This window comes from Paenibacillus sp. Z6-24 (assembly GCF_054161335.1).
The window spans coordinates 2,466,467-2,481,664 of sequence record NZ_CP096398.1 but is presented as its reverse complement, the minus strand read 5'-3'; the positions used below and the strand labels follow the sequence as shown (position 1 = coordinate 2,481,664).

The 15,198-nt window shown below is 46.6% G+C and carries 13 protein-coding genes; all 13 read right to left on the bottom strand.

All coding sequences use genetic code 11. The features are described from left to right. Window positions 1–17: 17 nt before the first annotated feature. Window positions 18–524 (bottom strand): chemotaxis protein CheW, encoded by a 507-nt coding sequence (locus M1D61_RS10905; RefSeq protein ID WP_458122357.1) that lies wholly within the window; start codon window positions 522–524, stop codon window positions 18–20. Further along, window positions 521–2,626, bottom strand: a complete 2,106-nt coding sequence (locus tag M1D61_RS10900; RefSeq protein ID WP_458122356.1) for a chemotaxis protein CheW — start codon at window positions 2,624–2,626, stop codon at window positions 521–523. The genes M1D61_RS10905 and M1D61_RS10900 overlap by 4 nt, the downstream gene beginning before the upstream one ends. A 12-nt stretch (window positions 2,627–2,638) precedes the next feature. Then, a complete protein-coding gene (locus M1D61_RS10895) occupies window positions 2,639–3,058 on the bottom strand; it encodes a chemotaxis protein CheW (protein WP_458122355.1) in 420 nt (139 codons plus the stop codon). Between the two features lie 236 nt (window positions 3,059–3,294). Next, entirely contained in the window at window positions 3,295–3,945 is a 651-nt protein-coding gene (locus tag M1D61_RS10890) for a response regulator transcription factor (protein ID WP_458122354.1), read from the bottom strand. Between the two features lie 15 nt (window positions 3,946–3,960). Then, the gene (locus M1D61_RS10885) at window positions 3,961–5,991 is read right to left on the bottom strand and encodes a PAS domain S-box protein (protein ID WP_458122353.1); all 2,031 of its coding nucleotides are present in this window, start codon (window positions 5,989–5,991) and stop codon (window positions 3,961–3,963) included. A gap of 48 nt (window positions 5,992–6,039) precedes the next feature. Next, the gene (locus tag M1D61_RS10880) at window positions 6,040–6,963 is read right to left on the bottom strand and encodes a sensor domain-containing diguanylate cyclase (protein WP_458122352.1); all 924 of its coding nucleotides are present in this window, start codon (window positions 6,961–6,963) and stop codon (window positions 6,040–6,042) included. A 163-nt stretch (window positions 6,964–7,126) separates the two neighbouring features. After that, window positions 7,127–7,489 carry a response regulator gene (locus tag M1D61_RS10875; protein WP_458122351.1) on the bottom strand — a complete coding sequence of 121 codons (363 nt, stop codon included), beginning with the start codon at window positions 7,487–7,489 and terminating at the stop codon, window positions 7,127–7,129. Between the two features lie 22 nt (window positions 7,490–7,511). Continuing rightward, entirely contained in the window at window positions 7,512–8,447 is a 936-nt protein-coding gene (locus M1D61_RS10870) for an alpha/beta hydrolase (RefSeq protein WP_458122350.1), read from the bottom strand. Window positions 8,448–8,477: 30 nt separating this feature from the next. Then, window positions 8,478–9,668: an alpha/beta hydrolase gene (locus M1D61_RS10865; protein WP_458122349.1), complete on the bottom strand. Its 1,191-nt coding sequence runs from the start codon at window positions 9,666–9,668 to the stop codon at window positions 8,478–8,480. A 111-nt stretch (window positions 9,669–9,779) separates the two neighbouring features. Next, entirely contained in the window at window positions 9,780–10,019 is a 240-nt protein-coding gene (locus tag M1D61_RS10860; RefSeq protein ID WP_458122348.1) for a YkuS family protein, read from the bottom strand. A gap of 123 nt (window positions 10,020–10,142) precedes the next feature. Further along, window positions 10,143–11,171, bottom strand: a complete 1,029-nt coding sequence (locus M1D61_RS10855) for an asparaginase (RefSeq protein ID WP_458122347.1) — start codon at window positions 11,169–11,171, stop codon at window positions 10,143–10,145. After that, complete coding sequence (gene cphA / locus M1D61_RS10850) at window positions 11,164–13,947, bottom strand: cyanophycin synthetase (RefSeq protein ID WP_458122346.1); 2,784 nt, start codon at window positions 13,945–13,947, stop codon at window positions 11,164–11,166. The genes M1D61_RS10855 and cphA overlap by 8 nt, the downstream gene beginning before the upstream one ends. Next, entirely contained in the window at window positions 13,940–14,761 is an 822-nt protein-coding gene (locus M1D61_RS10845) for a cyanophycinase (protein ID WP_458122345.1), read from the bottom strand. Before M1D61_RS10845 ends, cphA begins: the two co-directional genes overlap by 8 nt. Between the last annotated feature and the right edge of the window lie 437 nt (window positions 14,762–15,198).

Sequence of the window (15,198 nt, the reverse complement as noted above, 5' to 3'; positions counted from 1 at the left end):
GATTAGCCTGTATATTTTTAACCCGTAGAATAATTATGATTCCGGATGAAATTCATATTTTGATCGTTTAGCATTTTATTTACATTCAAAAGCATAATAATGCGTTCATCTGTCTTATAGACTGTCTCCAAATAATGATTTTGTTGATTCGATGTAGCTGAAGGCACATGATCAAATTTGGCAGGATTAACCTGGAGTACCTGTATGACACGATCTACAACAAGTCCAACAGTAATGGATTCAGACTGTATTACGATAATGCGGTGCTGTTTGGCATGAGGGATGGAAGGGAGTCCAAAGGCAGTACGAGCATCAAGAACCGGAATCATTTCATTACGCAGATTCATAATACCCTTTACCGTTTCGGGAGAATTAGGTACTACCATCAATCTGGGAATAAAAATAATTTGATATACATCTGCGATAGGTATTGCAAACTCCTCATGGTCCACTTCAAAAGTAACAAGCTGTTCGATAGAATGCTGTAAATTAATAGTATCCACCTTCATTTCGCTTGTAGTCATACAACCAGCTCTTCCGTATAGGACGAGCGATCCCTGCCCACAAGATTGAATATGCCGGTCACATCCAGAATCAAGGCGACTCCACCGTCTCCAAGAATAGTGGCACCGGATATGCCATCGACTTTGCCTACATAAGAGCCCATCGACTTCACCACAATTTCCTGATTGCCGACTAGCTCATCAACGACCAATGCAACTCTTTTCTCCGCAATACCCACAATAACCACAAACACATTATCATCGTGTCTTGCTGCAGGACGTGGCACATGGAAGTAATCATGAATCCAGACCAGTGGCAGTACCTGCTCTCTAATCTTGACGGCCATTTGACCTTTAATGGAATGAATCTCCTGGCGTGGCAAGCGTATAATCTCGCTAACACTGCTGATTGGTAATGCATAGGTAGACTGGTGGATTTTGATTAGCAATCCTCTCAGAATGGCCAGCGTTAACGGCAGTTTAATGGTAAATGTCGTTCCTTCACCCAATCGGGTATCCACATCGATAATTCCGTTTAGTTTCTCAATATGACTGCGTACAATATCCATACCAACACCACGGCCGGAAATATCACTGATCTGCTTGGCTGTCGAGAATCCGGGTGCAAAGATCAAATGAATGATTTCCTGATCGCTCATTTGCTCGGCTTGAGTCTCGCTAATCAGTTGTTTATTGATTGCAGATTGTTTGATGCGCTTCGGGTCTATCCCGGCTCCGTCATCTTCTATGGTAAGAATAACCTGATTTTCCTGATGAACGGCATGAATACGGATCGTTCCTGCCTCTGGTTTGCCGCTGGCTTTTCGACGTTCGGCATCTTCGATTCCATGATCTACGCTGTTGCGTATCAGATGAATCAGTGGATCTCCGATTTCTTCAATAACTGTACGATCCAGTTCTGTTTCTTTACCTTCAATAACCAGATGAATTTGTTTGCCAATGGATAGCGACAAATCTCGTACCATTCGTGGGAAGCGATTAAACAGCTGCTCAATCGGCAGCATTCTTGTTTTCATCACACTTTCCTGCAGCTCACTGACTACTCGGGAAATATGATTAGTGATACTGTCGAATTCATCCATCGTATCATCGGCAGTGATGAGATCACGAATAATGGTGCCTACCTGTACAATCCGGGTCTGGTCAATAACTAGTTCTCCTACAAGATTCATCAGATTTTCCAGCCGTTCTACATCTACACGCACACTCTGACCGGAAGCTGCTCTTCGATTATCTTCCTTCTCCGGTTTGATGGATACTGCCTTTGGAGGAAGTGATTCTGAAGAAGTTGACACCGGGGAAGCTCCAAGAATCTCGGTTGGTTCGATCGGTGTTACAATGGAGAGCGTTTCAGCCCTATCAGGTTCATCGCTTAATTTTATATTTTCCAGTTCTTCTCCCCGGGTAAGTTCTTTACAAACGGCTTCAAGCTCTTCTCTTGTTCTCTCACAGGCTATAAGATAACAAATTGTAATAGTTCCTTCATGCTCTTCATCGATATCCTGAAAAGATGGAGTCATCCCTACTACATCGGTGCAATCTTCAAGTCTGTTACGAATGATCAGCGATCTTGCTGCCTTCATCTCACAAGTACTGGAGAAGGTCAATTCCAGAATAAATCCTTTATATCCTTTGGTCCTTTTGGCTTCCTCCAGTGCCAAACATTCTTCAGGCAGGAAAGAAGCCAATCCTGGTGCTGATACAGCCTGCTGTACAGATTTATTTTTATCCATAAGCTGCTGTAATTCTTCAATAATCTTGGAAATGTTGCCACTGCAGTTGCCTTCAATTTCGATCTGAGCTTTAAACTGGATAAGCCGGTCGAGGCATTTGAACAACACATTGATTACAGGATTGGAGACTGTCATCTGTCCACTGCGAATGTTATCCAGTACATTCTCCATATGATGGGTAAGAGTCTTCATCAATTCAAAGCCCATAGCTGCGGAAGATCCTTTTAAGGTATGCGCTGCACGAAAAATGCGCTGGATTACCTCATTGGATTCACCATGCTTTTCCATCTGGAGAATTTCCTGCTCCAGAATCTGCAGTTGCTCCTCCGCTTCCTCCAGGAAGAATTTCATCAGGTCATTGCGATTCAAGCCAACACCTCCTCAATGTAAAATATTCTCAATATCCAGAATAGTTATGAAATCGCCATCTGTATGTCCCATGCCTGAAAAATAACGACTATCTGCTCCAGAAACACTATCTACAGAATCTTCTATCTCATCAAAGCGGATAACCTGGTGTACCCGGTCGACAATCATACCTATGATTTCTTCACGACTATTAACTACTACAATACGAGTCGAGCGATCATTCGTTTTTTCTTCCATATCAAAGCGTTTCCGCAAGCTGATGATCGGTACAATTTTTCCTCGCAGATTAGTCACACCTTCCATAAAAGAAATACTGTTGGGTACTTCTGTTGTTCTTTGCATTTTAATAATTTCATATATTTCAGATACAGCCAGAGCGTATCGTTCTGTCCCCAGTTCAATGACTATATATTGTTGTTGGAAGTCATCCATATCTATCCTGCCTTTCGTTATCCTTTGCCATCTCATTCGACAAATTGCTTGTCTTCTTTATATATGTATCATACAATCGCAAAAGCGTTTGGTAACCGTAAAAATGCTACGTGGGCACGCAAAGTTTTTTGCGTGCTTCCACAAATTTTGAATACAAAAAAACTGCAGATTTGACAATATCCGCAGTTTTTTTGTATTTTATGAGATCTCCAATATTTTCATAGTATGTTGTTGTATTAAATGCCTATAGGCTCCAGAATACCGATGTCTTTAGCTTTACTAACTGCTTCGATTCTGGACTTTACGCCAAGTTTCTGAAAAAGATGAGTGAGCTGATATTCCAGAGAGCGCTGGCTCATGCACATTTGTTCCGAAATCTGACGATTTCCTTTCCCCTCAGCAATCTGTTGCAAAATTTCGACATCCCGTTCTTGTAAAGCCGGTTTATAGGAAGAATCCACTTGCTTTACCTCTTTGTTTCTCTCACTACGCAATGTCCGAAATACATCCAGAGGCAGGACTACCTCGCGTCGAAGCGCGCAGCGGATAGCATTGATCAATTGATCGCGTGTAACCGTTTTTGGCATATAACCAGCCAATCCCATATCGATCAGACGATTCAAGTGCGAACTGATATCAAATCCGGTATAGATCAGAATGCAGGCATCCGGCTGTACCTTCAATACCTCTACAGCCAGATCAATTCCATTATATGGTGGCATAAACAGATCAAAAATCATAATATCAAATGTTTGCTCCTGAATGAGCCCAATTACACTGGATACATCACTTTGTATACTTACTTCAAATTCGCTATCCTGTTCCAGTATAAATTTAGTGCCTTCAATAACAGCCGGATGATCGTCTACTAGTAATATTTTAGTCATATACCGTTCCCCCTGTCAGTACAATTGCTTAAGTGTCCCCGATGAGGGTGACTGTATATATGGTAAATACATATGAATGGTTAATCCCTGTCCAGAATCTGAGAATACTTCAATATTCCCTTCCAGGCTACGCACTCGTTCTCTGATTCCGTATAACCCCATTGTTTTATAAGAATTTTGCAGTTCTTCCCACGATAGACCGATACCATTGTCTTCATAAGTCATCAGCACGCCATCCTCATAATCCGCTATCGTAATGCGAACTTCGCTGGCCTGGGAATGCTTGCAGGCATTGTTGAGGAGTTCTTGGTTGATGCGGTAAATGGCAATCAGCTGATCATCAACGAGTGGATTATGAAACTGGCTATGATCGAATATAATTCGGTAATCCGACCGCAGTTGTACTTGTTCATACAACGATTCCAGAGCTTGATTGATTCCCCACTCTTTGAGAAAAGGAGGCCTTAACTCGTTACAGGTCATGCGAATCTGGTGAATAACATCCAGCAAACCATCAGAGATTTGCCGGATTCCTTCTTTAATTTCCTCTGGTATTTCCGAAGAATACTGCAAGTTTTCCAATCGACGGTACCAGATGATCTGTTCCTGAAGAGCTGCATCATGCAGATCCTGAGCAAGATTTTTGCGTTCGTTTTCAGAGACCGAATATAACAGACGCAGCAGCCAGGCCGGTGTGTTTTGTTCTTCGGTCAGACGGGCCAACTCTGCGGTAAGATCTTTGATTTTGAGCAAACTCTCATAAAAAATAATCATGTATCTTACCATGGTCTTTAGCCAGATGCGTACAGGCTCCTGATTCAGTCGATTTGTAAGTTCTCCAATCCATACAAGATTGGTCAACCCGCGCCGCTCTCCGATAGAAAAGAAAAGGCCGTCTGAACTGTAGAAAGGGAGCCCTTCCGGCAGGCGGATGCCCTGATATTCACGCAGTGCCAACAAAATATTTTCTTGGGGATGCTGGCCTGACTTGCAGGAGAAGTACCTGAAATTTCCTGTCTCAAGCAGAGCAGCCTGCTCCACACCGAGAATAAGCCTGATCTCCTGCAGAAGACAATCCTCCAGTTCACTCGTTTTCATCAAACCTGCAGCACGTTCAGAAAAACGGTCCAGACTGGACTGCAGCTGTATATATAATTCCTTGTTTTGCCGGACTGTCTCTTCTGCCTTTTTGCGAGCCGTGATATTACGTATAACGAAAATGATTTTTTGTACAGTACCATCGTTTTCCAGCACAGGTGTTGCATTTGATTCCAGATATAAGGTGTTTCCATCGGCATGAGGAAAAGTAAACTGATATCCGGATATGGATTGTCCGCGCTGCAACTTCTCAAACTCTATATTCATTTTAACTTTTTCTTTTTCAGTAAAATATAGGAAAAGCGAGTGATTATAGAGATAGGAACCTACAGGATATCCGAGTATTTTCTCAAAAGAAGGAGATACGTAACTAGGAATTCCCTCCCGATCTACGACAAGTACAGTATCTATCACTGTTTTTTCGATCAGGGAAAAGATCGAATCACGACTGGTAAGTTCCTGAGTCAGCCGATGATTAACCGTATGGTCTGCAGCCATCAGAAGTGCGCCTGTTACTTCCTCATGTTCGTACAACGGTAAAAAGGTCACTTTCCAGTGCAAAAGTTCACCATTCTCCTGTTCAGTGAATAACTGCAAGATCAAGTTGCGCCCCTGTAATACCTGATGCAGAGCATTCCGAACTTCTTGCTCCTGATTTTGGAAAAGGATATCAGTAATCTTGCATGAAGCATAAGGAAATCCCGTCAGTAAACCGAGTCGGTCTGCTGCGGGATTTACATTAACCACATAACCTGACCGATCCAGTTGGATAATGGGATTATCATGATATTGGAAGAGTGATTTATAATAATCATCTTGTAAGGATGATAGCGAATTCTGAGATGTTTGAGGCAGGTTTTGATAGTTTTTGTACAACACAATAAAAGCTATTACAAGAATGATAAACCCTGTAATATTAATAACTTCTAATAATAAATTTGTATACAATTTCGGATTCTCCTTGACGTGAAAATTGGAGCAGTGTTCAAATCCGCTTTAGTAAGCATATCCGTTTTTGGAGCCATTTTTGATAGACAGCATACGGGTGTTGGCACGATGAATAAGTTCATGAATATCGGTTGTCCATTCTTCCGACAATGCTATCCCGATACTGGCGGACAGATTGCTTTCTCCAGGCAGCATGATTTTTGAAATATTCAATTGGAACTCCTGGGTTTTTTTGATGAGTTGGTTTAGTACCGGATGCTGTAAAATGACAACGAAATGGTTCCCCTGCATCCGTACATTTACACTTTCTTCCCCATAGATACGTATAATCACATTAGCACAATAGATCAGTAGACGATCGCCATAACTATCGCCATAGTCCCGGTTGATGGATTTAAAATTATCAAGATCCATATAAATAACACCCAGAGGACTCGTCTTGAAATTATGGGAGCCGTAAAAGGTATCCAGCAGCTCACGGTTAAAAGCGCCTGTCAGAGCATCCTTGTATTTCTCATATTCCAGCATGACTACATTAGAAAGAAGACGGGCCATCGATTGCAGAAGTTCGAGATCTTTCTCGGAAAAAGTCCCGGGATTATCGTCAATTGCACAAATGGTACCAAACACACTACCGTCTCCCAGAGTGAGCGGAGCTCCCATAAAGGAACCACGTCCTATCTTCTTGGTGATTTTCAGCGAAGCCGTAAGCGGATCTCTTTCCGTATCCCTGATTAAGGTAGCCATTCGTCCATTGGCACAGACCAGCTGACAATAGCTCTCTTCAAAAGGTAGCACAGCAAACTGATCTGCCAATGAGCTATCTTTGCAGAAGGCTTTAAGCACTACGTTATTTATACGATCATTAACAGCTACAAACAATGCCAGGGCGTCAATTGACTGTCGCAAAACATCAATAACATATTGTGAAGTCGTCATAAAGGGTTGATTTTGTACAATTTCCTGAATCATTTTCTTTTCTCCCTACTTACTGAACAGATCGTCAAAATAAAGAATACGCCGATATTTTTTATATCGGCGCATACGTTTTTTGATGTTATATTTTTCTATAAATACAACAATTAACTATATTTTTTTATTTAAACCTGTAGAGACCATTTCTATCATATAAATTTTAGACACCCAGTACTTTGTTGATAGCGAGTTCTACCCGATCTTTTTGAAATGGCTTAACGATAAAGTCTTTGGCGCCGGCTTGAATCGCATCTACGATCATGGCCTGCTGTCCCATCTCGGAACACATGATAATTTTGGCACTCGGGTCTGTACTGCGGATAGAGCGTACCGCTTCAATTCCATCCATCTCTGGCATGGTGATATCCATTGTTACCAGATCAGGCTTGTTGGCTTCATAAGCCTTGATCGCTTCCAGTCCATTCCCGGCTTCTGCCACAATATCATGCCCCAGTGTAGACAGCATATCCTTCAACATCATTCTCATAAATGCAGCGTCATCCACTACCATAATTTTAGCCATTTGTTTATTCCTCCAATAGTTATCATTCGTTTAGATATACATGCTTGAGCCGCTCGGCGGACAGGATAATCGCTTCCTGCGTCCGATCGAGCTGACCCATCGTGACAAAGCCATGAATCATACCATCATAACAGATATATTCGGCTTCTACGCCTTCTTTTTTGAGCCTGCGGGCATATTCGGCACCGCTGTCCCGCAATGGATCATATTCTGCAGTCATAATCAACGCTGGGGGCAGACCGCTGAGATCACCGCTCAGCACAGGTGAAGCATATGGATGGTTCTCATCCTCAGGTTGCTTAAAATAACATTTGCGGAACCAGTTCATCATATCAGCCGTCAGCAGATAACCCTGACTGTTCTCCCGATAGGAAGGCGTATCTGTCGCATTTCCCATAGAAGGATAAAACAGCAGCTGATAACAGATCTCCGGGCCGCTTTTATCGCGGGCAATGATGCAGGCGACAGCTGCCAGGTTGCCCCCGGCACTGTCACCGGATACGGCGATTCGCTTGGCATCAATACCATATTCTTCGGCATGTTCTGCAATATAGTGCAGGGAATCGTACGCGTCCCATACAGCTACCGGAAAAGGATGCTCCGGCGCCAGTCGGTAATCGACAGAGATCACGACACATTCCGCTTCACGAGCGAGCTTTCTGCATAATTCATCATGGGAATCCAGACTTCCCAGCACCCAGCCTCCCCCATGATAAAAAATAAGTGCAGGATGAACGTTGGCATCTGTCGGTGTATACAGGCGAACCGTAATTTGCCGGTCTGCTAGAGGAATACTCCGATCCTCCACCCGGTATATATCGGTTTGGGGGACGTTTTGTTGTAGAGCTGAGCTGCTTTCCATGCTGCGAATCATTTTGGGATCAATAGAATCCATAACGGGCATCTGATATTGGTTATACATATTCAGGAAATCCTGTACCTGCGGATCAAGTGGCATACGGTTCTCTCCATTCTATTTAGTAACGATTTAGACAGTCTCACTGTCGCCGATTCCCCATTTCTGCTGGATGGCTCGGGCGATCTCGACGAGGCAGTCTTCCGCCTGCGGGTAATACCCTACTTTCTCGACAAAAGAATGATCCACCCCCATATAACGAACTGAGGTTGTCTTGACGCCGGCGCGAGCCAATTTGGTCGCCATTGCTTCGGCTTCGTGATTCAGATAATCAAATTCAGCCGTGACGATCATCGTCTCCGGCAGATGGCTCACATCTTCCAGCAGCAGCGGGGATACCAGCGGATCGGTCTTTTTGGCTCCCTGCTGCAGGTAAAGGTCATACACTTTGCCTCCCAGAAAGGAATAGCTCTGAATCGCTCCAACCGTCAGCTGCCGATGCTCCTGCTGCCGCTTATCTTCTGTACCATGATCGTCCAGTTTCCACTGAAAATCTTCTGCCGTTACACCTGCCGGATTGAGCGGCGGATACAGCAGTGCCTGGAATCCGATAAAGGATGTTCCCTGCTGCCGGTCCAGCACCGAGCATCCGATCGCCAGATTGCCTCCTGCACTGCAGCCGACAATAGCGATCTGCTGCGGATCAATGCCGATGACATCAGCCTCGCTGTATGCCCATTGTACTGCATCCAGACTGTCCATTAAGCCCGCAGGAAAAGGATGCTCCGGCGCCAGTCGGTAATCGACTGCAATAACGACGGCATGCGCCCGCTCAGCCAGTGCCTTGCAGATATGCTGGGATTCATCCAGACTGCCAGCGATAAAAGCGCCGCTGTGCAAATATAGTACAGCCGGAAGAGACTGTCCGGTGCCAGGGCGATATATTCGCAGCGTAATCGTCCCATTGCGTCCCTCGATATTCTCTTCGCTGATGCGAATCTCTCCGCGGCTAATATCCAGACTGGACCTTGCCATCGCCATACGTACCTCTTCGATCGGGAAAGCGGCAATCTCTTCCGCTGACATCTCCGGTTCGCCGAATTCACCGGATTCCTTGGCTCCCTCGGAAGCATCATCCGGCAGCAGTATGGTCAAATCCTGAGCATGATGTTCGACGGTAGCCCGCACCCGCGGGTCGAGAGCTCCCGGGGCATCTGCATCCGGAACAAACTTGGTTATTTTCGTTAGATAGCCTTCATGTTCGATATGCTGACTCATACGTAGTGTTGCCATCAGCTGCTGATATTGCTGGCCAATTTCCATAAGACATCTCTCCTTGGAATAAAATAACCTGCTTATAAAAAAGGCAGACATTCTCTACGTTCCATAGAGTTATGCCTGCCTCTTATCCCGCATCGCTACTTGCATACGTCACTACTTCATCTTCTCGACGTAGTCACTGACACGCTCTACAACCTCATCAATCGACATTCCTTCGATACTGACCACCGGGAAATCATACAGATCATTATCTCCATCGTTCTGTACACGAATTACGCCGAGATCATAGCCTTTCAGCTCCTGATCATTCTCCACCAGATCCACCTGATGGCCTTTCTCTTCCAGCGCTTCCTTTACATCATCAAACGGTTTTTCGACTGCAATCTTAGCCATAATGGTAGCCTCCTGGTATTCGGTAATAAGGATTCACTCTTTCTTTGCTTCCCCAACTTTACCGGTGGTGAAACGATTTCCTGCTACGTGGGAGGTTCCTTTGGAAGTTGGGATGAATACAAGTTATTCGTTCTGCAGCATACGATTTGACGGTATCAACCGGAAGACCGGGATCAGCCTGCCTGCTTCCTCATCGCGGTTATTCTTCTGTATCGGCTTATGAAATTCAGCCAGTGCAGCACGGTCCTGGTCTTCCAGAACGCCCAGCTGCTCCAGAATCTCTACAGCTGCCGGATAGGCACCGCGGCGATTGCCATCATCAATTTTGATGGCAATTCCGAGTCCCTGCTTTGGTAATGCCATGCAAAATACACCTTCCGCCCCAACTTTGCCAATCACACGTCCCTTCATCTGCTGCATCAGCACGGTATCAAATTCGCCGGTGCCTCCTATCATCTCCGGATGCTCAAACATCGCATGAACGATACGCTTAATCGCTTGGGCGGTATCATCAGGCATTTTGTCCGGAGCCGCCAGCCTGGCGAAGACAAGTGCCAGATGCTCCAGCGGCAGCAGATGAGTGGGCAGTCCGCAGCCGTCCAGACCAGTCGGAATCTCGCTCTCCTGCAGCCCTGACAGCATGGAAAGCTGCTTCATGACGCTCTGCTGTACCTCATGCTCCCGGTGGGTGTAATTGCTGAGGTCTGCGCCGATATTCTGCGCTGTCAGCAGCATACCGGCATGTTTGCCGGAACAGTTGTTATGCACCGGCTCCGGAGTACGACCGCCGAGCAGCAGTTGCTCATAGGCTTCTACGCTGTAGGGAGCATGCACGCCGCAGTGCAGCCTATCAAGATCTAGCCCGGCTTTGGACATCATACCCGTGACTGTCTCGATATGCATCGGCTCTCCATTATGGGAAGCACAGCAGACAGCGATCTCGCGGTCTGTAAGCTCATAACGGTCTGCCGTCCCTGTGAGGATCATCGGGATGGCCTGGACCGGCTTCATGCAGGAGCGGGAGTAGATCGGCTGATGCGGTTCACCAATTTCATACAGCACATGGCCTCCTGCATCAACAACAACTGCCGAACCTGCATGTGAGGACTCCATCGCATCACCGCGTATTACATGAACCAGTATCTCACCCATGCTTGTGTCCTCTTATCGGATGTACCGATTGTGTTAATGCCTGCAGCGAAGCCGGAGTCATCCGAATCGTCTCATTTTCTTCCTGCAGCGGAGCAGCGGCTGGAATGGGCTCTGTATTTTCTACCACCATATTTACGACAGTAGCAGACAAAGCAGACGGTTCCAGAGCATTAATCAGCCGCTCTACATTTTCATATTTGTCATAGAACATCAGGATCAGATCCCCTGGCTTCGAGATCTCCCACGCCTGAAGATGGGCTGTATGTTCATCCGGGATAACAACCGTATGTTCTTCCGGCAACCCCGCAGAGCTGCAGCCTACCTGCAGCAGGCTCGCTGTCTCCAATGGTTTACGTTCACGAAGATCACCATCTTCCTTTAGAATAACCAGATCGGAATGTTGTCCGATGATTTTACCCATTTCAATAATAGAATGATCGGTTCGGTCCCCAGGTGCAGAGACTACAGTGATCAGACGATTTTTGGGCATCTCGGCAACTGCCTCATAGATGGCTGTCATACCTGCCGGATTATGACCGTAATCCGCAATTAGTGTACGATTCTCAATACGGCTGATATTGAAACGTCCGCGGCTCTGCTCCGGCGAAGGGTAAAAAGTCATAATACCTTCACGCAGCTGATCCAACGTCATCCCTGCGGCATGGGCGGCAGCGAGCGCCGCCAGACTGTTGGCAATATTATGCTTGGCCAGTCCACCCACAGTGACAGGTATTTCTCTAGCATCGGCAAAATGTTCCACCTGTCCGTCCACCGCGTGCATCATACTGCCGTCTTCGGCCAGATACCAGACTTCCCCGCCTGCATAGATTGTTCCCTGTACAACAGGATTATGTTCATTAAGAGAGAAATAGACGACCCGTCCATCCGTATGATCACCCATGGCGATACAGCCTTCATCATCCGCATTGAGGATGCAAACACCACCCGGCAGCACCACTTCAGGAATGAGCCGCTTGAGTTTACGCAGATCCTCAATCGTATCCAGCCCGTCCTGACCAAGATGATCCTCCGATACATTCGTTACGATACCTACATCGCACCAGCGGAAAGCGAGTCCTTCGCGCATCATGCCGCCGCGCGCAGTCTCCAGCACCGCCGCTTCGATGTCTTTACGAGCGAGAATTTTGCGGGCACTTCCCGGACCGCTGCAATCGCCCTGATCGATGCATTCATCTCCGGCCCATACGCCGTCCGAGCAGGTCATACCTACTTTTTGCCCGGTCGTTTTGAGCAGATGAGCAACCATACGGACGGTAGTCGTTTTACCGTTAGTCCCGGTTACGGCTACCAGAGGAATGGCGGCTTCCTCTCTGGACTGGAACAGATAATCGACGATGGCAGCACCTACATCCCGCGGTGTACCTTTAGCAGGATAATGATGCATGCGTATGCCGGGAGCTGCATTGACTTCCAGAATGCAGGCTTCATTGTTATCCAGAGGCACACTGACATCCGGACTGATAATATCCACTCCTGCTACATCCAATCCGATCGCTTCTGCAGCTTCTATAGCCAGACGCTCATACGAAGGATGCACCTGATCGGTTATATCTTCTGCTGAGCCGCCCGTAGACAGATTGGCACTGCTCATCACACACAGTGTCTCACCAGCGGGGAGTACATCATCCAGCGAAATGGAAGCCTGGCTCAGGAAGCACTCCGCCTGTTCGATGGGTATCTCGCTCATCGGCTTCTCATGTCCTGAGCCGCGCAGCGGATTGGTGTTCTCGATCGCAATCAGCTGACGAATGGTGGATACGCCATCACCGGTTACCGCAGGCGGCTGACGCAGACTGGCAGCGACCAGCTTGCCGCCAACTACCGTAAACCGGTAGTCATTGCCGGTAAAATAGCGCTCCACAATATACTCCGTATATTCCGGAAATTCCCGGGACACGAAGTTGTACGCCTGCTCCAGCTGAAGTATGGACTGAAGGTTGGTCATCACACCCTGTCCTTGACGTCCGTTTGCAGGCTTCAGTACCAGCGGGAATCCCAGATTCATCACTGCTTTGACCAGTTCCGAGCGGGTGCCGATGACTGTTCCCTGCGGAACCGGCAGGCCGGCCGCTTCGAGCAGATGCTTGGTCATTTCCTTATCACAGCTGTTTTCTACAGCCAGATAGGAGGTCTGACTGGTTACGGTAGCCTGTACGCTTTTCTGGCGGATTCCTGTCCCGAGACGAAGAGTACTGTCTGTCCCGATCCGTTCAACAGGAATACGGCGCGCTACAGCCGCATTATAGATCGCTTCCGTACTTGGGCCCAGCTTGTTGTTAAAATACAGCTCGGATACCCGGCTGATGTGCGGCTCGGCATGAATGTCCGTCTTCCCTGCCAGAATCGCTTCCACAATCTCAACAGCTGCCTCGAATGCCGTCCGACCCGATTCCTTTTCCTGGTAATCAAAGGTGACATAGTAGATGCCGGGAGTGGAGCCGGTGATGGTCTTGCCGCGCCGAACCGGGATTCCGGCCAGATGCTGAATCTCCAAAGTAATATGTTCAATAATATGCCCTATCCAGGTGCCTTCATACAGCCGCTCCACAAAGCCGCCTTCATACCCTCGTGAGCAGGTGTGGGTATGCAGGGAGGGCAGGACGGAGAGCAACGCTTCATTGAAGCCGGGCAGCTGATGGGATGGCTGATGCTCCAGATCCCCAATATTCAGTTCCACCCACATCGTCGGTTTGAGATTATACTGATTGGGACCCGACCAGTAGCGGATTTTGTTAATTTCAATGAAGTTACTCATGATGTTGTTCCTCCTCCAGGAAGGTAGTAATCAATTTGCGGTTTTTGAGATCGAAGGTATAGCCGGCTGCCAGCGAGTGCAGACGAACTCCGGAGAGTGTGATATTCTGATTGTCTCCGTGATTCGTCGTATCTACGAAATCCAGCTTTTTGCCATCGAACACCGTGACGGAATGCTCTCCGAGTACGGTAAAACATCCACCATCATCTGTAACTTCAATAGCGGTATTTTCATCAATACCAATGCCCATGACCTGCGGATTATGGGCAATCGCTGTCATGAGACGACCGAACCTCGCGCGCTGGGAAAAGTGCTGATCAATGATCACATCTTCCACAAAGCAGAAGCCAGCTCCCATTTCCACAATATACTCATCATCCGTCTCGGTAGCCGCCATGATCATATGACAACTCATGACTGCAGCGCCTGCACTGGTACCTCCAATCGGCATCCCTTCATGACCCCAGCGATGGCGAAGCTGTTCATAGAAAAGCGTCCCTCCGAGAATACTGGTCAGTCGCACTTGATCACCGCCTGTGATGAACAAGCCGGTACACTCCTGCAGCTGCCCGGTCAGACTATCGTGCTCTGCACTTTCGCGGGTGTTTAGATGAAATAATATCGTTTTATCGCAACCCAGCGACTGGAACAGCTCGCTATACTCCTTGCCAAGCTCCTGGGGATATTGAGTCGCTGTTGTCAGAATGCCGATCACTGCCTGCTGACCGCCAGCCATTTCCACAAACCGTTGAAGAATTTCCTTGGCACCTGTCTTATCTTCTTTACCGCCTACAATCAACAAATCACCTTTCACTGGGAACCCTGCCTTTACAAGTTGGTATGTGACATGCTTTGTACGATTCTGCTCCGATTATTACCCATGAAAACGCTATTATAACCATAAAATTACAGTTGTTTTGTGCAAAAGGAGAGTAAAGCTATTTAGCAGTACCCAGACAGTCAGGAATGCTTTTCAATCATGCTGTTAAAAGAAATTCCGACAAATTATACATAAAAAAAGCTTCACACTTTTCGCCAGTTACTGGTGAAATAGTGTAAAGCTTTGTGGTTCTTTTAATTAACCTGCTTTATGAGAATAGCTGGAAAAATGATGCCAATGCTTGAAGGCTAGTTCTAGAGAATGAACTATATTTTCTCACCTTAGTTTACATAATAAAATATATGTTAACTAAAGGACAGAATATATATGATTTTCTTTGATTGCTTTACTCCCTTTTCAAGTTAAAAAGT